Origin of the sequence: Streptomyces sp. NBC_00425 (assembly GCF_036030735.1) — a bacterium.
In the GTDB taxonomy this organism is placed as follows: domain Bacteria; phylum Actinomycetota; class Actinomycetes; order Streptomycetales; family Streptomycetaceae; genus Streptomyces.
In genome coordinates this window covers 4,783,107-4,801,772 of sequence record NZ_CP107928.1, presented here as the reverse complement: position 1 = coordinate 4,801,772, position 18,666 = coordinate 4,783,107, and the positions used below count along the sequence as shown (strand labels likewise).

The window sequence follows — 18,666 nt, the reverse complement described above, 5'->3', positions numbered from 1 at the left end:
AGGGGCCTGAGGTCACAGCGGGTGCCAGACCGCGCCGTCGCCGGCGCCGTGTGGCCGTACCCGGCCGAAGACCACGTCCGCGAAGTGGATGCCGAAGCCGAGGGTGTCCGGGCGCAGGAGCTCGGCGATCAGGCCGCGGCGGCGGCGCCCGGACCCCGCGGGGTCGGCGTCGGTGACCGCGGACCACTCGGGGTGCCGGATCTGGAGCGAGGAGAGCAGGGCGTCGCCGAAGGCGAGCAGGCGGGCGCCGTGCGAGGCGATCACGAAGCCGGTGTGCCCTGCGGTGTGGCCGGGCAGGGCCAGGGCGTGGACTCCGGGGAAGATCTCCTCGCCGGGGGCCACCGGCCTCGTCCGGGGTTCGAGGGCGGTGAGCGCGGGGTCGCGATGGTCCCACTCGGCCTTGGGGATCACGAAGGCCGCCCTGGTGAACAGCGGGGGGTCGACGCAGGCCCGGCCGACGTGGTCGCCGGTGCAGGTGGGTGAAGGCCACCGTGTCGATGTCGTCGGGCGACCGGCCGAGCAGGGCCAGGTTGCCGGGCAACGACCCGCCGTGCACCACGCCCCGGTCGGGGTGGGCGGGGTCCTCCGGTACCGCGCGGCCCGAACCCGGCGTCGATCAGCAGGGCCCGGGCGCCGTGCTCGACGAGCAGGCCGCCGGTGTTGGCGTCGAGGCGGCGCGTGTCGTTGAGGTACGGTCCGCTGCGCACCGGGGACGTCGAGCTCCAGGTCACCGAACCCCCGCTGGCCGAGCCGGATCTGACGCTGGGTCCGGTGCTGGTGTCGCAGCCGAGGGTGCTGCTGATGTCGTCCGGGCACCCGTTCGCGCGGCGGGCGTCGGTGGGCGACATCGGTCCCGGCGCCACCCTCGCCGGCCTGACGAAGCGGACCCTGCCGCAGGTCCCGTCACCGCGCTTCGCGGTCCCGGCCCCGCAGGCGGCCTGACGACCGCACGGCCGTCCGGCCGTACGGCAGTATGAGGCCCTGTGACCGGCATCTCGGAGACCCGCGGCACCGCCGCCGACCCGCTGCGGATCCGGACGGCGGCGGCCGGCGCCGCGGTCCTGACCGTCGGCGCGGGGCTCGGGCTCCGGGCCGTGGCCGCCGGTGACGTGGCCAAGTACGGCGGGGACGCGCTGTACACCGTCCTGCTGCTCACGCTCGTCGTCGCCCTCGCGCCGCGGGTGACGCCCCTGACGGCCGCCGGCGGCGCGCTGGCCGTCAGTTGGGCCGTCGAGTTCCTCCAGCTCAGCTCCGTGCCGGCGGACCTCTCCCGGCGCAGCGCCCTCGCCCGCCTCGTGCTCGGCTCCACCTTCGATCCCCCGGACCTGCTCTGGTACGCGGTCGGCGCGGTGGCCGGCTGGGCCGTCCACACCGCGCTGCTCGCCGGCCGCGCGGGCGGAGGCCCCGGGGCCGGCTGAGGCATCCGGCGAGCTGCGTCCGCTCCGCGAAGACGCCCGGAGCGGCCTGGTCTCAGCGCAGCGCGCTCTTCTGCTGCCATTCGGCCCACGAGAGGTTCCACGTGCCGAAGCCGTTCCCGGGCGCGACCACGCCCTTGGTCTCCTTGCCGGTGATCTCGAACGGGTCGCCCGGCCGCACCTGCCCGTACAGCCAGGCCGCGTTCGCGTCGCTCATCCCTATGCATCCGGAACTGTGGTTGGCGGAGCCGAAGAAGCGGGCGTTCCACGGCGCGGCGTGCGCGTACATGCCCGACCAGGTCAGCCGCATCGAGTAGTCGACCATCTTGTCGTAGGCGTTGCCCAGGCCCACCGTCTCGGAGTTCATGTTGATCGTGCCCTCCTTGGCCATGAGCACGGCGGTGCCGCGCCAGGAGCGCTTGTCGCCGCCGGGCGTCCCGCCGGAGACCGGTATGCGCCGCACCGTCTCGCCGTTCCGCTCGAGGGTGAGCTGATGGCTGTCGAGGTCGACCTTGACGATCTGCCGGGCGCCGACGGTGAAGGCGGTCGTGTAGTCGCGCACGAACCAGCCGCCGTCCGGGCCCGAGTCCGTGCCGTTCAGCTCCGCGTTCAGCGTGACCTTGGTCCCGGGCTTCCAGTAGGCCTCGGGCCGCCAGTCCACCCGGTCGCCGCCCGACCAGTCGCGTATCCACCCCCAGGAGCCCTTGGTGCCGTTCGAGGTGGTGACCTTCAGCTGCTTCTCGACCTCGGCGCGGTTCTTGACCGGACGGTCGAAGACCAGGGAGACGGGCTGGGCGACGCCGAAGGTGGCGCCGGCGCCCGGTCGCCAGTCGACCTTGTTGACCTTGCCGGCCGGAGCCGTGGTGAACGCGGCCCTGGTGCTCCTGTCGGTGCCGCCGTCGGTCCGGGTCGCCGCCGTCACCGAGTACGCCGCACCGGGCACGGCCTTGCGGTCGGAGACCCACGAGCGGCCGTCGGCGGCGACCTTGCCGGCGAGCCGGTGGCCCTCGGCGTCGGTGACGGTCACCGAGGTGAGTCGGCCGCCCGTGGCCGTGACCGTCACGGGCCGGCCCGCCGGGACCCTCGTTCCCGTCGGTGTGACGGTGACCGTGACCGGGCGGTCGGCGGCGCCCGACGGTCCCTTGGCGTCGGGGCCGCTCGGGCCGGCGCTCGACGAGCAGGCGGCGAGCGGCGCCAGCAGGGCGGCCACGACGGCGGCCCGGACGCGGGCATGGGTGAGTACGCGTATACGAGGCAACGGGACCTCCGAGAAGGACGCGAACGGCGTCGGTGAGTCGGCGATGACGTGACTGTAGAGCGGGAAAACCCGAGGTCAGCCGCTATGGAGCAATGTGACGGCGACTGGTGAGGAACGGTCATGGTCCGGTCACATTCACCGTGCGGAGCGGTCATGGGCCGCTGTGAGCATCTGCTGTGTCCCCGCGACAGGTCCGGGGAGAAGGAGAGGCTCAGACTGTGTCAGCGCTGCTCGTGCCGCCCAGCCGTGTGTGCCAAGCCCGGGACCGGGGCGTGACGTTGCGTCCGATCACCGCCGAGACCTACCGCGCCTTCCTCGCGACGCCGGACGGCGCGGCCCTCGGCGCCGGCTTCCTCCAGTGCCCGTCCTGGGCCGACGTCAAGGAGGGCTGGCGCGCCCGACTCCTCGGCTGGGGACCGGATCCGGAAGCGGGGGCGCTGACCGGCGTGGCCCTGGTGCTGCTGCGGCAGTTCCCCGGCACCCGCAAGTACTTCGCGTACCTTCCCGAAGGGCCCGTCGCCGACTGGAACGACCCCGACGTCGACGGCTGGCTCGACCCGCTCCTCGAACACCTGCGCCGCGCGGGCGCGTTCGCCGTGCGCATCGGCCCGTCGCCCGCCTACCGGCGCTGGGACGCCGCCCTGCTCAAGCCGCTCACGGGGCCGGGCCGACGCCTGGGCGACGTCCTCGCCAGCGAGGTCGACCCGCTCGGCACCGCCGTCGCCGAGCGGCTGCGGGCCCGGGGCTGGCGCCGCTGCGGCGGCGACGGAACCGGCGAGGACGGTGACGCCCAGCCCCGGCACGTCTTCCAGGTGCCGCTCGCCGGACGTACCCAGCAGGACCTGTGGTCCGGGCTCAACCAGGAGTGGCGACGCAATGTGCGCCGGGCCCGGAAGGAGGGCGTCGAGGTGGTGGTCGGCAGCGCGGCGGACCTCCCCGAGTTCCACCGGTTGCTCGGCGTCACCGAGCGGCGCGACGGCTTCCGGCTGGGCCGCTCGCTCGCCTACTACGAGCGTCAGTACGCCGCGCTCAACGCCGAGGAACCGGGCCGTATGCGGCTGTACCTCGCCCGTCACCGGGGAGAGGTCCTGGCCGCCCACACGCTGATCACGGTCGGCCGGCGGGCCTGGTACCAGACCGGCGCCTCCGCCGACCACCGTCGCGAGGTCCGGCCCTCCAACGCCCTGCAGTGGCGGATGCTGCTGGACGCCCACGCTCTCGGCGCCGACGTCTACGACATGCGCGGGGTACCCTCCACTCTCGATCCCGACGAACGTGCGTACGGACTGCTGCGCTGGAAGCTCGGCACCGGCGGACACGTCGTCGAGACGCTGGGGGAATGGGAGAGACCGATGACCGGCAGCGCCAACCACGCGCTCCACCGTGCCTTCCAGGCATACCTGAACCGCCGATGAAGCGAACGCCGATACCGGCCGACGCGGCCGACGCCGGGAGCGCGAAAGCGACGGAGGCCACGGAAGGGACGGCGGCCACGGAAGCGACGCAGGCCATGGGCGCGACGGAATCCACGGGCGCGGCGAAGGCGGCGAAGGAGGCCTCCGCGGGACGCAGCACCGCCGTCATGGCCGCCGGGTCCGTCGTCTCCCGGGCCACCGGCTTCGTCCGGTCCGCCGTGGTCGCGGCAGCGGTGGGCACCATCGGGCGGACCGCCGACGGTTACGCCGTCGGCAACGCCCTGCCCACCATCGTCTACATGCTGCTCCTCGGCGGCGCGCTGAACGCCGTCTTCGTGCCCGAACTGGTCAAGGCCGCCAAGGAACACGACGACGGGGGCGCGGCCTACACCGACCGGCTGGTCACCGTCTGCGTCGCCGCCCTGCTGGCGCTCACCGCGGCCGCGGTGTGGGCGGCTCCCGCGATCGTCGACGCGTACACCGACTACACCGGCCCGCAGGCGGCCATGACCACCGCGTTCGCCCGCTACTGCCTGCCCCAGATCTTCTTCCTCGGACTGTTCACACTGCTCGGTCAAGTCCTCAACGCGCGGGGCCGGTTCGGCGCGATGATGTGGGCGCCGGTCCTGAACAACGTCGTCGTCATGGCCGTCTTCGGCGCATACCTGGCCCTGGCCCTCGGAGGCGGGGACACGCTCACCGCGACCGAGACCGCCGTGCTCGGCTGGGGCACGACCGCCGGCATCGTCGTCCAGGCGCTCGCCCTCGTCCCCGCGCTGCGCGCGGCCCGCTTCCGGTGGCGGCCCCGCTTCGACTGGCGCGGCAGCGGACTGACCCGCCCGCTGCGCTCGGCCGGCTGGCTGGTGCTGCTGGTGCTGGCCAACCAGGCCGCGTACTGGGTCACCACCCGGCTGGCCACGACCGCGGGCCTCGACGGCGGCCCCGGATACGGCGCGTACAACAACGCCTATGTCCTGTGGGTCGTCCCGCACGGCATCGTCACCGTCTCCGTGGTGACCGCGCTGATGCCCCGGATGAGCGCGGCCGCCGCCGACGGGGACACCGCCGCCGTGCGGCGCGACGTCTCCCACGCCCTGCGCGTCAGCGCCTCGGCCGTCGTCCCCGCCGCCTGCGCGCTGTTCGCGCTGGCCCAGCCGGTGATGGCCCTCGTCTTCGGGTACGGCAGGACCAGCGCCGCCGACACGGTCGCCATGGCGGGAATCCTCATGGCCTTCGCGCCGGGACTCGTCGCCCTGTCGGGCCAGTACGTCCTGTCCCGCACCTTCTACGCGCTCTCCGACACCCGGACGCCGTTCCTGCTCAACCTCGTGATCGTCGCCCTCAACGCGGCGCTCTCCCTGGCCGCCGCACACCTGCTGCCGGCCCGCTGGGCGGTGACCGGCATGGCGGCGGCGTACTCACTGGCGCTGTGCGCGGGCTGGGCGGTGACCGGCCGGGTGCTGAGCCGCCGGCTCGCCGTCGCCCACCCCCTGCGCTCGTCCGCCGTCGGCGCCCACGGACGGCTGCTGCTCGCCGCCGTCCCCGCCACCGCGCTCGGCCACCTCGCGGCCCTGGGCGCGGCGGACGCGGGCGCCCTGGTCGCCGCAACTGCCGGCGCGGTCGTCGTCGTCCTCACCTTCGCCCTGCTCGCCCGTCCGCTGCGGCTCGCCGAACTCGACACGCTGCTGCGCGGGCTGCGCCGGCGACCGGGCCGGACCTGACCACGACCCGACCACCACCGAGGGAGAACCGCCGATGCCCCGCGTGCTCCTCATCGAGGACGACCCTTCCGTACGCGAGGGGGTCGAACTCGGTCTGCGCCGCCGCGGCCACGAGGTACGGGCGGCCGCGACCGGCGAGGCCGGCCTCGCCGCGCTCGCCGAGTTCCGCCCCGACCTGCTGCTGCTGGACCTGATGCTGCCCGGAATGAACGGCGTGCAGGTCTGCCGGCAGGTCCGCGAGCGCAGCCAGCTGCCGATCATCATGCTCACCGCGCGCGGGGACGACTTCGACGTGGTCATCGGCCTGGAGGCCGGCGCCGACGACTACATCGTCAAGCCCGCCCGCACCGAGGTGATCGAGGCCCGGATCCGAGCCGTGCTGCGCCGCCTGGACGACGGCAGCCCGGGCCGCCCGGCCATCGAGGTGTACGGCGCGCTCACCGTCGACCGGGTCGGACTGACCGTCGCCAAAGCCGGCCGGCCGCTCGCCCTCGCCCCCTCGGAGCTCAAGCTCCTGCTGCACCTGTGCGCCGCCCCCGAGCAGGTCTTCAGCAGGCAGCAACTGCTGGAGCACGTCTGGGAGCACAGCTACCACGCCGACGCCCGGCTGGTCGACGCATGCGTGGCACGGCTGCGCGGCAAGATCGAGGACGAGCCCGGCAGCCCCCGTTACGTGCAGACGCTGCGCGGCTTCGGGTACCGCTTCGGACCGCTGTGATCACCGCCCTCCGGCGCGGCAGGCCGCGCCGCGGCGACGACGCGGGACGAGGCGGCACGTCCGCCGAGGAGCGCTCGCGGGTCAGGGCGTTCGGTCTGCGTACGCGGCTGCTGCTCGCCTTCCTGCTGGTCGCGGCCGTCAGCGCCGGCACGACGGCCGCCCTGACCTACCGTGAGGCCCGCAACGCGCTGCTGGAGACCGCCCAGGACACGGCGGTCACGTCGTTCCGCGACCAGGTCCAGCAGACGGGCTTCTCCCTGCCGGTGCGGAGGGAGGGCCTGGAGGAGGTGCTGCGGGACATCGCCCGCAAGGGCAAGCCGCACCCGTGGGTGGTGTTCGCCGAGTACGGCTCGCTGCGCGCCTCCTCGGGCGAGAACCCCGTCTCCACCGTCATCACGCCCGAACTGCGGCGCGCCGCGGTGGCCGACCCGCACGGCAGCTTCGAACGGGTCGTCAAGGACGGCGTCCCCTACCTCACCATCGCCATGCCCACCGTCTTCAAGGCGAGCGCGTCGAGCGTGCTGCCGAGCGGTCTCGTCCTGTACGCCGTCATGCGGATGACCGACGAGCAGCTCAACGTCGACGCGCTCCTCACCGCCGCCCGGGACGGCGCCGTGCCCGGCCTCGTCGTCGCGCTGATCCCCGCCCTGCTCGCCGCCCGCAGCGTGCTGCGCCCGGTGCGGGAACTGAGCCGGGCGGCCCGCAGCATGGGCAGCGGCCGACTCGACACCCGCATTCCGGTGCGCGGCAGTGACGAACTGGCGGACCTGGCACGCACCTTCAACGAGTCGGCGGCGCAACTCGAGCGTTCCGTACGGGAGTTGCGTGAGGCCGAGGAGCGCGCCCGCCGGTTCGCCTCCGACGTCTCGCACGAACTGCGCACCCCGCTCGCCGGGATGCTCGCCGTCACCGAGGTCCTCGACGAGGACGCGGACGACCTGGACGCCGACACCGCGCGGGCGGTCCGGCTGGTCAGCGCGGAGACCGGGAAGCTCGCCGTGCTCGTCGAGGACCTGATGGAGATCTCCCGCTTCGACGCCCGCGCGGCCGAGCTGAACACCGACGAGGTCGACGTCGCCGAGGCCATCGGCAAGACGCTGCAGCACCGGCACTGGACCGACGGCCGGGTCCGCGTCGAACTGCCCGGCGGCATCCGGGCCCGCCTCGACCCGCGCCGCTTCGACGTGGTGGTCGCCAACCTCGTCGGCAACGCCCTGCGGCACGGCGGCGCACCCGTCACGGTGCGCCTGCGCACCGAGGAGCGGCCCCCGGACGTGCCCGTGCTGGTCACCGAGGTCGTGGACAGCGGTCCCGGCATCCGTCCCGAGTCCCTCCCGCACATCTTCGACCGCTTCTACAAGGCCGACGCGGCCCGTACCCGTTCGGCGGGCAGCGGCCTGGGGCTGGCGATCACCCAGGAGAACGTGCGGCTGCACGGCGGAACGATCCACGCGGGGAACCTGCCCGGCGGCGGCGCCGTCTTCACCGTCGAGATACCGCTCCACGTGGAGGAGGCCGGCGGATGAGCGTTGCGCGGATACGCCGGCGTGCCGCGGCCGTCGCGGTGGCCCTCGTGCTCGGCGCTCCCCTGCTCGGCGGCTGCGGCATCCCGGAGACCGACGTCATCGAGGCGGGCGGCCCCGCCACCGTCCAGGCCTTCCTCACCCACAGCACCGACGTGGTGCTCTTCTTCCGCTCCCCCGACGGCCGGGTGCGCCCCGTGATACGGACGCCGAAGGTCTCGACCGTGACCGTCGGGGACGGCTCGGCGGACGAGGGCTCCGGCACGCCGGCGGCACCGGTGGCGCCGGAGAAGGTCGTCATGATGTTGCTCGCCGGCCCGCACGAGGAGGACCGGGCCGCCGGCCTGGACACCTCCCTTCCCGCCGCTCTCCCCGGCGTGACGGTGCGGGTCGGGGCCGCCACGGCCGGCAGGGTCACGACCCGCGTGCCCCTGGTCCTGAACGGACTGGACGACACCGCCCTGCGTCAGCTGACCTGCACGATCGCCTACAGCCTGGACGTCGACGGCCGGATCGTCGTGGATATGACGGGACAGGACGGCGCGTCGAGGTCCGGCACCTGCGGGCTCGCCCCCGGCAGTGCCGGAGCCGATGCCGTCACCCGTTGACGGGCACGGCGGCGGTCACCGCTCGTCGGTGGACGGTCCCCCGCCCGGGGTGGAGCCGGGGTCGGAATCGGGTGCGTCGGGGGACGTCCACCGCGCCCCCGTGCACGGGCCGTCCTTCCGTTCTGCCCCGCCGCCCGCCCCGACCGTCACCAGGACGGGCCGGGTCAGCACCGACTCCCCGCGCGGACGCGGCCTGCGGCGCATCAGCCCGGGGCTCTCCCGGTCGAAGCCGAGCGCGAAGCCGAACGAGGCGTTGACCACGAAGTGGATCCACAGCACCTGCGGCGGGGTGAACGGCTCACCGGCGGCGATGTCGAGGACGGTGGCCCCGAGGAACGTCAGGACGAAGGTGACCAGCAGGAGCAGGACGAACCGGATGTACTTGGTGAGGTTGTCGTAGATCCGCCGGCCCTGCTCCACGGCGTAGACGATGGTGGCGAAGGCGTCGTCGGAGAGGATCATCCGTCCGGCGTTCTTCGCCACGTCCGTGCCGCTGCCCATCGCGATGCCGATGTCCGCGGCCTTGATGGCGGGCGCGTCGTTGACGCCGTCCCCGGTCATCGCCACGACGTCGCCCCTCTTCTTGAGCGTGTCGGCGAGCAGCACCTTGTGCTCGGGTGCGACGCGTCCCACCACGCCGATGTCGTCGATGCGGGCGAGCTGTTCGTCCTCGCTCAGGGCGGCGAAGTCGGCGCCGAGGACCGCTTCACCGGGGATGCCGAGCTGCCGGGCGATCGCCGCGCCGGTGGTGACGTCGTCACCGGTCACCATGCGGACCCGGATGTGCCCCGCCTGGGCGCCGGCCACGGCCGCCCGGGCGTCCTCGCGGGGCGGGTCGACCATGCCGACGAGGCTGGTGATCCGCAGCTCGGCGACGTGGGCGAGGAGGTCGCCGTCGGGGTCGAAGCCGGCCGGGTCCAGATCACGGGTGGCCGCGGCCATCACCCGGCGGCCCTCGCCGCCCATCCGCCGTGGTCGGTCCGGGCCTCCGGGCGGTTACCAGGCCAGGGCGTCCGCCGCGTTGTCCTGCCAGTAGGTGACGGTGGCGGCGCTGTTGAAGAAGACACCGCTGTTCGGCAGGTTCAGGGTCTTCTCCTGGTCCGTCGCGTCGCCCTTGCGGTCGGCGAGGAACACGCCCAGGGTCTTCACCGTGGAGCCCCCCTCGCCGTCGGGGGAGTACGTCAGGATGCCCGCGTACGCGCTCTGGCCGGGCTTGAGCGTCACCACGGACTGCGGCGTGGTCTCGTCGGCCCACGCCATCACGGCCTGGGCGTCGGCGCCGGCCCGCAGATAGGGCGCGCTGTACGCGTAGCAGGACTTGGTGCCCGTGTTGGTGGCCTTGAGCAGCAGGTGGTTGATCGGGCGGGCCGCCTCGGTGACGGTCAGCCTGGTGTTGGCCGTGGTGCAGGTGACGATCGAGGAGGCCTCCTTCGTGGCCGCGGTCGCGGTCTGCGCGGCGGCCTGGACGCCGACGAGCCCGAGGGCGGCGGCCACGACCATGGAGGAGGCGGCTGCGCGGGAGACGGAACGAGGGGCGGTACGCATGGAGGAACTGCTTTCTCTAGTGCGCGGCGTGCAGGTGGGCGCGCCGGAAGTGCGTTCTGCGCAAGCGGAGTTGCACGGGCCCGATCACCGGGTCCGGCGAGGCGCCGTGCTTGGATGACACAAGCCTGTGCCGTGCGGCGTCCCATCCGCCATGCCCTGGGACGTTTCGGGACGACGGGATGCGCGAACCGGCTCTCACCTGGAGAAACGTGACCCTCCCGGGATGTCGAACGGAATGGAGGACTGGTGAAGGCGGCGGAAGAGATCGCTGAGTTCGCTGCGCTGATGCGCGCGTTGAAGCAGCGATCGGGGCTGAGTTACGAGGCCCTGGCGAAACGGGCGCACATGAGCACCTCGACGCTGCACCGGTACTGCAAGGGGGAAGGGGTGCCGGGTGACAACGCGGCCGTCGCCCGCTTCGCCCGCGTGTGCCGGGCGACCCCCGAGGAGCTGGGCGAGTTGCACCGGCGCTGGGTCCTGGCCGACGCGGCACGGGAGCGCGCCCGGCGCGCGACGGCGGACACGGACCGGGACTCGGCGGACCGGGACTCGGCGGACCGGGACTCGGCGGACCGGGACTCGGCGGACCGGTCCGCAGCGACCACGCCGGACCCGGGCCCCGGTCCGGCCTCCCGTCCGGCCGCACCCGGGTCCGCCGCCGAAGCGTCGTCGCGGCCGTCCGGCCCCGCTCGCCGCACGCCGGCGCTCCTGTTGACCGCCCGCAGGCGATGGGCCCTGATCGCGGCGGGCACCGCCGCGCTCGTGGCCGTGACGACCGCGCTCACGCTCGACCTGAGGGGCGCGGGGAGGGGACCGGCGGAGAACGGCCGGCGGGCCGACGCCGTGACCTCCTCCGGACCGCGGTCCGCCGCCGGCTCCCCGGCACTCCCGTCGGCGCGGCCGAGCCCTTCCCAGGACCCCTCCGCGACCACGCCACCTGCGACGGCCGGCGCCACGCCGTCCTCGGACCCGGGCCGCGACGCGGTCCCGCTGACGGTGAGCACCCGCACCTATGCGTGGGAAGACCCGCAGTGCGAGGGGAAGTACCTGAGCGCCCGGCCGCCCGCCGAGGTCTCGCCGCCGGTGATGGGGCAGGACGTGCCGGGCTGGGTGAAGGCGCACGGAGCCGTCGCCGCCGACGGGCAGCGGGTGGCGCTGACCGTTCAGGGCACCGGGGACGACACCGTCGTCATCGAGTCCCTGCACGTCCGTGTGGTCGACTCGAGCGCGCCCCCGGCCTGGTACGCCTACCTGGGGTCGTCGGGCTGCGGCGGCGGCGTGGAGACGAGGTCGTTCGCCACGGACCTCGACGCCCCCCACCCCGTCATCGTGCCGAGGGCCGGCCAGCGCGGTGTCCCCTACAAGGTCAGCCGGACCGATCCCGAGGTGCTGTACGTCACCGCCCGGGTCCGTGCCCACGACGTGAAGTGGTACGTGGAGCTGCAGTGGTCCAGCGGCGGCCGTCAGGGCACCGTACGGATCGACGACCACGGGAAGCCGTTCCGCACCAGCGGCAGCCGGGGCCGTCCCCTCCACGAGTACCTGGTCGGCGGCACCGAGTGGCTGCGCGTGGCGGAGAACACCGACGCGGACACGCCCTAGGAGGCCCCCGGGCCGGCGGATGCGGCGGTCCAGGCGATGTGCGGGGGTTCGACCCGTGCGCACAGGGGCCCGCCCTGCGCGTCGGTCAGGCCGAGCCGTCCGACCAGCAGTCCTTCGCGTGCCGCGGCGGCGAGGACGTCGGCGGGGACGGCGTCGAGCATGAGCTTGGCGCGGCGGAACATGGTGAAGACGCCCGCCTCGTCGACCGTCCCCCACGACAGATAGACGAACCGCCGGCCCAGACGGTGCTGGACATACGGCCCCACGACCTCGGTGCCGGCCGGCGTGGCGCTCGCGGTGCACTCCAGGGTCCAGGTCGCGGACGACGCGTCGCCGGGCTGCGGGTCGAGGAGTTCGGCCGGACGGTCCCGGCGCTGTACGGCGACATGGATGTTGGCGTAGGCGGGCGTTCGGCCGTCGGCGGAGGCGGGACGGGTGAGGCCGGGCAGGTCGACGGCGTCGATGCGGATACGCATGCCGCCCATCCTCCCGCCCACGCCCCCCGCGGGGCGAGGCCGACCCCGCGGAGACGGACTCCACCCGGCCCGGCGGCGGAGTCGGCGTCACCGGCGAGCCCCACGGCGTCACCCGCGAGGGCGCGGCCCTGGACCCCGCCGTGCGAGGTCGCGTCGCGGGGTGATGCGTGCTGTCCTGGACATATCCGCAGGAGTACACGCCGATGCGTCACATCCGGAGTTCCGCCCTCGCACCCGCCCGGTCGCCCGCGCCGACCGGCGCGGGCGGCGGGCTGTTGCCGGCGCGGGATCTCGCCGTCGCCTGGCTCCTGGTCGTCCTGATCGCGGTGCCCGCCTGGGCGCTCACGATCGCGCAGGCGCGGGACATGGGGGTCGAGGCCGGCACGATGGGGATGGCGCTGCCGCTGTTCCTGCTGCTGTGGGTGACGATGACGGCGGCCATGATGCTGCCGTCCATGGCGCCGGTGGCCCTCACCTGGGTGCGTGGCATCGGCCGGCAGTCCTCCGGCTGGACGCGGACCGGGCGCACCGCCGAGTTCGTCTGCGGCTATCTGCTGGTGTGGACCGCATTCGGCCTGCTCGCCTACGCGGCCCTGGCCTTCACCGGCGGCCTCGTGGACGACCATCCGACCGCGGGACGCTGGATCGGCGCGGTCGCCTTCCTGCTGGCGGGCCTGTATCAGCTCGGCCCCCTCAAGAACGTCTGTCTGCGCCACTGCCGCGACCCCATGGCTCACCTCGTGCGCTACGCGGGATTCCGGCAGCCGGCCCGCGATCTCCGCGTCGGCTGCCACCACGGCGCCTACTGCGTCGGCTGCTGCGCGGGACTGATGGTCGTCCTGATCCCGCTCGGCGTGATGAACGTGGCGGCGATGGCCCTGCTGGCCGTGGTGATCTTCGTGGAGAAGCTGTGGTCCCGTGGCGCGCTGCTCGGCCGCGTCGTGGGCGTCGCGTTCCTCGTCCTCGCCGTGCTCGCGCCGTTCCAGGACTGGCTGCTGCCCGGGCTGCAGGCGTCGACGCCCTCGATGGACGGCATGTGACGCACCCGGCTCCGCGAGCCGCCGGCCCCCACGACGGCAGGTCCCGCTACGGCGGCAGGTCCCGCAAGGACCGACCGTGACCGGCCGCGGTGGCCGGGGACGCGCGACGGCTCCGCCTCACTCAGGACCGCTCCAGTCGAACCTGAAGTGCTTGCTCGACTTCCCCGAGCGCTCCCAGGAGAAGCCGAAGGCGTCGGCGTGGTCGGCAGTGGCCCGTCCCCAGGTGGCGACCTGGCCGGGGCCGACCTCGGCGCCCGGGGCGTTGTGGACCTGGACACGCGCGCCGTCCGGAGTCGTCGGGCCGGTGAGCGCCTCGGCGGCGGCCGTGACCCGGCCGGGAATCTCCGCCCGCCAGGCGGCGAGGTCCTCGTCGATCTCCACGTGGATGGGGGCGACGTCCATGCCGCGCATCTCGGGGTGCAGCATCGCCCCGAACTGCGCCGGCCATCCGCCCGCCTCACCGCCGAAGATCGCTCCCAGCGCACCGCGTTGTCGCTCGTCGGCGCGCTCGTCGAGGAAGACCGCGGCGTACGGGTCGGTGTGCGTGCCGGCCCAGGGGTTGCCGACGAAGGAGCCGAGCATCAGGACGTTGAGACCGTCGAGCGGCACGTCGCCGAAGCTGCCTTCCCGGATGTGCCAGACCAGCACGCCTTCGCAGTCGCCGTAGGTCGGGGGCTGCGCGAACGTGCAGGGACACGGTATGGCGCACTTGCACACATCGAACCAGTCACCGGCCAGGCGCCAACGTGTACCGGTGGTGACCTGCTCTGTCATCTCGCTTCCCTCCTGCCGAGCCCTGAAGGGCCCACTCGGAGTGGCGAGACCGCGTCGTCCCGAGCCCACTCCCGGGATCGGGAGGCGGCCTCCCTTCCAGCTTGCACCTCACGCTCCGGCAGGGGAACCCGGTGCGTTCGGGGGCCACCCGCCGATCAGCCGCGTGCACCGCCCTGCGGGTCGATCACCTGGGGCCCGCCGTACGCCGCCACCACCACGATGTCCTGCGCCACCCGGCAGCACGAGCGCCGGCTGCCCGCTGCCCGTTGCCCGGACGGGCAGGGGACCGCAGGTCTCCGCCGCGCTCTGCTCACGGATCGGGCGTGGCGTCGCCGTCGCCATGCCGGGTACGGCCCTGGCGGCCCGGCCTGACTGCGAGGACGTCGCGCAGTCAGGCCGGGGTCCGGTTCGCCCGGCATTGACCAGCCCGCCGGTCAGCCTTCACCGCCCCGCAACCGAGCAGGACCGCCGTTCGAATCCCGGGCTCGCCGCTGTTAGGCTGCGCCCCCGTTGTTGTTAAATGTGCAATCAAATCGCGCATCATGGCAAGGAGAGGGCGACCGGGGGATGGTCCTCGATGACGCGTCCGCGGAGTTCCACGAATTCTTCGAACGCCACTACGCCGAACTCGCCCGTCTGGCACACCTCCTGACCGGCGAGACCGACGCGGCGGACGACCTCGCGGCGGATGCCCTGGTCGCCCTGTGGCAGCGCTGGGACCGGTTGCGACAGGCCGACCACCCGCTCGCCTACGCCCGCGGTGTGGTGACCAACCTGGCGCGGGGACGGATCCGCAGCACGGTGCGGGAGCGACGCCGGATCACGCTGTTCTGGTCCCGCAGCCCCGAGAAGGTGGAGGGGCCGGACACGGCGGCCGTGCTGGACGTCCGCGCGGCGCTCGCCCGGCTGCCGTTCCGCAAGCGCGCCTGCGTGGTGCTGCGGCACGCCCTCGACCTGTCGGAGAAGGACACGGCGGCAGCGCTGGGCATATCGGTCGGAACGGTGAAGAGCCAGACCTCGAAGGGAATGGCCGAGCTGGAAAGGATACTGGGCGCACGAGCGGCCGGGGATCTGGTGCCAGGGAGGAGGAACCGGTGAACGAGAAAATCGACCGTCGGCTGCGCGAGGCCGCCGAGGCCCACCTGCCCGACCGCGCGCGGATGCTGGCCCGGGTGGAACGCGGCATGGCCGGCCCCGCCGTCCGTCACCGCGCGCGACCGTTCGCGAGGTCCGGGACCAGGGTCGCCCTCGCCGGGCTCGCCGCCGGCGGCATCCTGACGACCGGCGGCCTCGCCGTCGCCGCCATCGTCGCGACCCCGTCGCCGCCGCCCACCGTGACCACGCCGGCCACCCCGTCCCCGACCGTCAGCTCCCCGCACCCGACCGTCAGCTCCCCGCACCCGACATCGGCCCGCCCCACCCCTGTCGCGCCGGCCCCGGTCACCACCCCGGGCAGCGTGCGCCCGACTCCGTCGGCCACCGGTCCCTCGCCGGCCGCCGGCGAGAACCAGAACGGGCCGCTGTGGTCGGCCGGCTCGCTGGATCCGAAGAGCACCGTCTACTGGACGCAGAGCAACCTCGTCCTCAAGACGACCCAGCCGCTCACCTCGCTCACGGTCGAGATCCGGATCGTGCAGACCGGCGGGGCGAAGAACACCGGCACCTGGCAGACCCTGCCGGGTGGTGACTTCACCGTCACCGTCCAGGAGGCCGGCGGCGCGCTGGTCTACCGCTGGGTCCTCAAGCCGGGCCTGACCGTGCCGCCGGGGAACCATGAGTTCGCCGCGCAGTTCAACAACGGCACCGGCGTGCGCGGTGCCGCGGGCGACGGCTACCGCGTCGACGCACAGGGTTCGGGCGGCTCCGCGTCGGTCCGGGGAGGGTTCGTCCCGACCCGGTGAACACCGCTGTGCGGCAAGGCGACGACAGCGGCCGTGGGAATGCCTCCCTCGCTCGCGGCAACCTTTGTGTGCGTGGCGGCAACTGGCGGGTGAACCGAGGCCGGATCAAGGCCCGCTGTGCCAGAAGGACATGCCGTTGTCAGATCAGAACCGCTCTCATCGTCGCCGTCCGGCCACCCGCCGCGTGATCGCCGCCTCCGTGGTCCTCGCCGCCGCGGGCGCCGCCGTACCGCTGGTCGCGCTGGCCGCACGCACGCCGGAGGCCCGCACGCCGACCACGGCCGCCGACGCGGCGGCAGGCAGCGGCCGCTACTTCGGCACGGCAGTGGCCGCGGGCAGGCTCGGCGACTCCACGTACTCCGCCCTTCTCGACCGGGAATTCAAGATGATCACCCCGGAGAACGAGATGAAGTGGGACGCCGTCGAACCCTCCCGCGGATCGTTCACCTTCGCGGCCGCCGACTCGATCGTCAGCCACGCCTCCGCGCACGGCCAGCGCCTGCGCGGTCACACCCTGGTCTGGCACTCCCAACTGCCCGGCTGGGTCAAGTCCATCACCGACGCAAACACCCTGCGCACGGTGATGAAGAACCACATCACCCAGGAGATGACCCACTACAAGGGCAAGATCTACGCCTGGGACGTGGTCAACGAGGCCTTCGCCGACGGCGGGAGCGGCCGGCACCGCAGCTCCGTGTTCCAGGACGTGCTGGGCGACGGTTTCATCGAGGAGGCCTTCCGCACCGCCCGGAACGCCGACCCCTCCGCCAAGCTCTGCTACAACGACTACAACATCGAGAACTGGTCCGACGCCAAGACCCAGGGCGTCTACCGCATGGTCAAGGACTTCAAGGCACGCGGCGTGCCCATCGACTGCGTCGGCTTCCAGAGCCACTTCGGCGCCGGCGGCCCACCCGCCGGCTTCCGGACCACCCTGTCCGACTTCGCCGCGCTCGGCGTGGACGTCCAGATCACCGAGCTCGACATCGCCCAGGCGCCCGCCACCGCGTACGCCAACGCCGTCCAGGCGTGCGTGAACGTCGCTCGCTGCACGGGCATCACGGTCTGGGGCATCCGCGACAGCGACTCCTGGCGCACCGGTGAGAACGCGCTGCTGTTCGACGCGGGCGGCAACAAGAAGCCCGCCTACAGCGCGGTGCTCACCACTCTGGGCAGTGTCGGCAGTACGGGCAGCACCGGCAGTGGTGGCACACAGGCGGGGGAGATCACTTCCGGCACCGTCTACACGCTCTCCAACGCGGCCGCCGGACGCGTGCTCGACGAGCCCGCGGGACAGAACGACAACGGCACCCCGCTCCAGGTGTGGGACGCCAGTGGTGCCTCCAACCAGCAGTGGCGGGCGGGCCGGAACAGCGACGGCTCCTACACCCTGACCAACATCGCCAGCGGCCGGGTACTGGACGAGCCGGCAGGCCGGACGGCCAACGGCACGAGGCTCACGGTCTGGGACGACAACGGCGGCGCCCACCAGCACTGGAAGGCCCAGCGGAACAGCGACGGCTCCTACACGCTCACCAACGTCGCCGGCGGCCGGGCGCTGGAGCTCCCCGGCGGTCGGACCGCCAACGGCACTCCCGTCCAGATCTGGGACACCAATGGCGGCGGCGCCAACCAACGCTGGACCTTCCGGCCGACCGCGGCACCGAAGAGCGACACGACCGCGGCACCGAAGAGCGACACGACCGCGGCGCCGAAGAGCGACACGTGCGCTCTTCCGTCGACCTACCGGTGGACCTCGACGGAGGCGCTGGCGCAGCCCGCGAACGGGTGGGCCTCGCTGAAGGACTTCACCACCGTGACCTACAACGGCAAGCACCTGGTCTACGGGTCGGACTACTCGGGATCGTCCTACGGCTCGATGGCGTTCAGTCCCTTCACGAACTGGTCGGACATGGCGTCGGCCCGCCAGACCGGCATGAGCGAGAAGGCGGTGGCGCCCACACTGTTCTACTTCGCGCCCAAGAAGATCTGGGTGCTGGCGTACCAGTGGGGTCCGTGGCCCTTCAGCTACCGCACCTCCAGCGACCCCACCGACCCGGGCGGCTGGTCCGCGCCGCAGCAGCTGTTCACCGGCAGCATCCCGCGCACCGACTCCGCCACCGGCCCGATCGACCAGACCCTGATCGCCGACGACCAGAACATGTACCTGTTCTTCGCCGGTGACAACGGCAAGATCTACAAGGCGACCATGCCGATCGGGAACTTCCCGGGCAGCTTCGGCTCGTCGTACACGACGGTCATGAGCGACACGGTGAAGAACCTGTTCGAGGCACCGCAGGTCTACAAGGTCCAGGGCCAGAACCAGTACCTCATGATCGTCGAGGCTCGCGGCGCGAGCGAGCAGCGCTACTTCCGCTCCTTCACCGCCACCGGCCTGAACGGTCCGTGGACCCCGCAGGCCGCCACCGAGGCCAACCCCTTCGCGGGCAAGGCCAACAGCGGCGCCACCTGGACCAACGACATCAGCCACGGCGACCTGGTCCGCAACAACCCCGACCAGACCATGACCGTCGACCCCTGCAACCTGCAGTTCCTCTACCAGGGCAAGTCCCCCGACACCCCGCCGAACACCTCCTACGACAACCTGCCGTACCGCCCCGGCATCCTCACCCTGAAGCGCTGACCGCCTGATCGGTACTCACCAGCCCG

General features: G+C 73.1%; 17 protein-coding genes and 1 pseudogene. 12 read left to right on the top strand and 6 right to left on the bottom strand.

Annotated elements, in window-relative coordinates; all coding sequences use genetic code 11:
- Positions 1-12 precede the first annotated feature (12 nt).
- Positions 13-411, bottom strand: coding sequence for an MBL fold metallo-hydrolase (locus OHS82_RS20585; protein ID WP_057577984.1), 399 nt, complete (start codon positions 409-411; stop codon positions 13-15).
- Positions 412-678: 267 nt separating this feature from the next.
- Here OHS82_RS20585 and OHS82_RS20580 point away from each other — a divergent pair, with 267 nt between their 5' ends.
- Positions 679-942 carry a hypothetical protein gene (locus tag OHS82_RS20580; protein WP_057577983.1) on the top strand — a complete coding sequence of 88 codons (264 nt, stop codon included), beginning with the start codon at positions 679-681 and terminating at the stop codon, positions 940-942.
- Positions 943-983: 41 nt separating this feature from the next.
- On the top strand, positions 984-1,418 hold the full coding sequence (locus OHS82_RS20575; protein WP_242433112.1) for a ribosomal maturation YjgA family protein: 435 nt from the start codon (positions 984-986) through the stop codon (positions 1,416-1,418).
- Between the two features lie 52 nt (positions 1,419-1,470).
- Here OHS82_RS20575 and OHS82_RS20570 read toward each other — a convergent pair whose 3' ends face one another.
- Entirely contained in the window at positions 1,471-2,673 is a 1,203-nt protein-coding gene (locus OHS82_RS20570; RefSeq protein ID WP_328434277.1) for a L,D-transpeptidase, read from the bottom strand.
- A gap of 218 nt (positions 2,674-2,891) precedes the next feature.
- Here OHS82_RS20570 and OHS82_RS20565 point away from each other — a divergent pair, with 218 nt between their 5' ends.
- The 5 genes from OHS82_RS20565 (at position 2,892) to OHS82_RS20545 (ending at position 8,658) form a co-directional block, all read left to right on the top strand.
- Positions 2,892-4,088, top strand: coding sequence for a lipid II:glycine glycyltransferase FemX (locus OHS82_RS20565; RefSeq protein ID WP_057577981.1), 1,197 nt, complete (start codon positions 2,892-2,894; stop codon positions 4,086-4,088).
- A gap of 95 nt (positions 4,089-4,183) precedes the next feature.
- On the top strand, positions 4,184-5,809 hold the full coding sequence (gene murJ / locus OHS82_RS20560) for a murein biosynthesis integral membrane protein MurJ (RefSeq protein ID WP_057578165.1): 1,626 nt from the start codon (positions 4,184-4,186) through the stop codon (positions 5,807-5,809).
- A gap of 34 nt (positions 5,810-5,843) precedes the next feature.
- Positions 5,844-6,527: a response regulator transcription factor gene (locus OHS82_RS20555; protein ID WP_057577980.1), complete on the top strand. Its 684-nt coding sequence runs from the start codon at positions 5,844-5,846 to the stop codon at positions 6,525-6,527.
- Entirely contained in the window at positions 6,524-8,053 is a 1,530-nt protein-coding gene (locus tag OHS82_RS20550) for an ATP-binding protein (protein WP_443061790.1), read from the top strand. Before OHS82_RS20555 ends, OHS82_RS20550 begins: the two co-directional genes overlap by 4 nt.
- Entirely contained in the window at positions 8,050-8,658 is a 609-nt protein-coding gene (locus tag OHS82_RS20545; protein WP_057577979.1) for a hypothetical protein, read from the top strand. The genes OHS82_RS20550 and OHS82_RS20545 overlap by 4 nt, the downstream gene beginning before the upstream one ends.
- Positions 8,659-8,787: 129 nt before the next feature.
- Here the strand turns inward: OHS82_RS20545 and OHS82_RS20540 are convergent.
- Positions 8,788-9,627, bottom strand: a pseudogene (locus OHS82_RS20540) (HAD-IC family P-type ATPase); the annotation flags it as partial.
- A gap of 27 nt (positions 9,628-9,654) precedes the next feature.
- Complete coding sequence (locus OHS82_RS20535; protein ID WP_057577977.1) at positions 9,655-10,203, bottom strand: DUF4232 domain-containing protein; 549 nt, start codon at positions 10,201-10,203, stop codon at positions 9,655-9,657.
- A 246-nt stretch (positions 10,204-10,449) separates the two neighbouring features.
- Here OHS82_RS20535 and OHS82_RS20530 point away from each other — a divergent pair, with 246 nt between their 5' ends.
- Positions 10,450-11,805, top strand: a complete 1,356-nt coding sequence (locus OHS82_RS20530) for a helix-turn-helix domain-containing protein (RefSeq protein ID WP_328434276.1) — start codon at positions 10,450-10,452, stop codon at positions 11,803-11,805.
- Here the strand turns inward: OHS82_RS20530 and OHS82_RS20525 are convergent.
- Entirely contained in the window at positions 11,802-12,281 is a 480-nt protein-coding gene (locus tag OHS82_RS20525) for a DUF5990 family protein (RefSeq protein WP_057577976.1), read from the bottom strand. The genes OHS82_RS20530 and OHS82_RS20525 overlap by 4 nt on opposite strands.
- A gap of 203 nt (positions 12,282-12,484) precedes the next feature.
- Between OHS82_RS20525 and OHS82_RS20520 the strand changes: the two genes are divergently transcribed.
- Positions 12,485-13,321: a DUF2182 domain-containing protein gene (locus OHS82_RS20520; RefSeq protein WP_057577975.1), complete on the top strand. Its 837-nt coding sequence runs from the start codon at positions 12,485-12,487 to the stop codon at positions 13,319-13,321.
- A gap of 117 nt (positions 13,322-13,438) precedes the next feature.
- Here OHS82_RS20520 and OHS82_RS20515 read toward each other — a convergent pair whose 3' ends face one another.
- The gene (locus OHS82_RS20515) at positions 13,439-14,095 is read right to left on the bottom strand and encodes a DUF1326 domain-containing protein (protein ID WP_057577974.1); all 657 of its coding nucleotides are present in this window, start codon (positions 14,093-14,095) and stop codon (positions 13,439-13,441) included.
- A gap of 567 nt (positions 14,096-14,662) precedes the next feature.
- On the opposite strand from OHS82_RS20515, the gene OHS82_RS20510 reads away from it, so the two are divergent.
- From OHS82_RS20510 to OHS82_RS20500, 3 genes are all read left to right on the top strand, one after another.
- Complete coding sequence (locus tag OHS82_RS20510; protein ID WP_057577973.1) at positions 14,663-15,193, top strand: SigE family RNA polymerase sigma factor; 531 nt, start codon at positions 14,663-14,665, stop codon at positions 15,191-15,193.
- Positions 15,190-15,996, top strand: a complete 807-nt coding sequence (locus OHS82_RS20505; protein ID WP_328434275.1) for a hypothetical protein — start codon at positions 15,190-15,192, stop codon at positions 15,994-15,996. The genes OHS82_RS20510 and OHS82_RS20505 overlap by 4 nt, the downstream gene beginning before the upstream one ends.
- Positions 15,997-16,126: 130 nt before the next feature.
- The gene (locus tag OHS82_RS20500; RefSeq protein WP_328434274.1) at positions 16,127-18,640 is read left to right on the top strand and encodes a non-reducing end alpha-L-arabinofuranosidase family hydrolase; all 2,514 of its coding nucleotides are present in this window, start codon (positions 16,127-16,129) and stop codon (positions 18,638-18,640) included.
- Positions 18,641-18,666 lie beyond the last annotated feature (26 nt).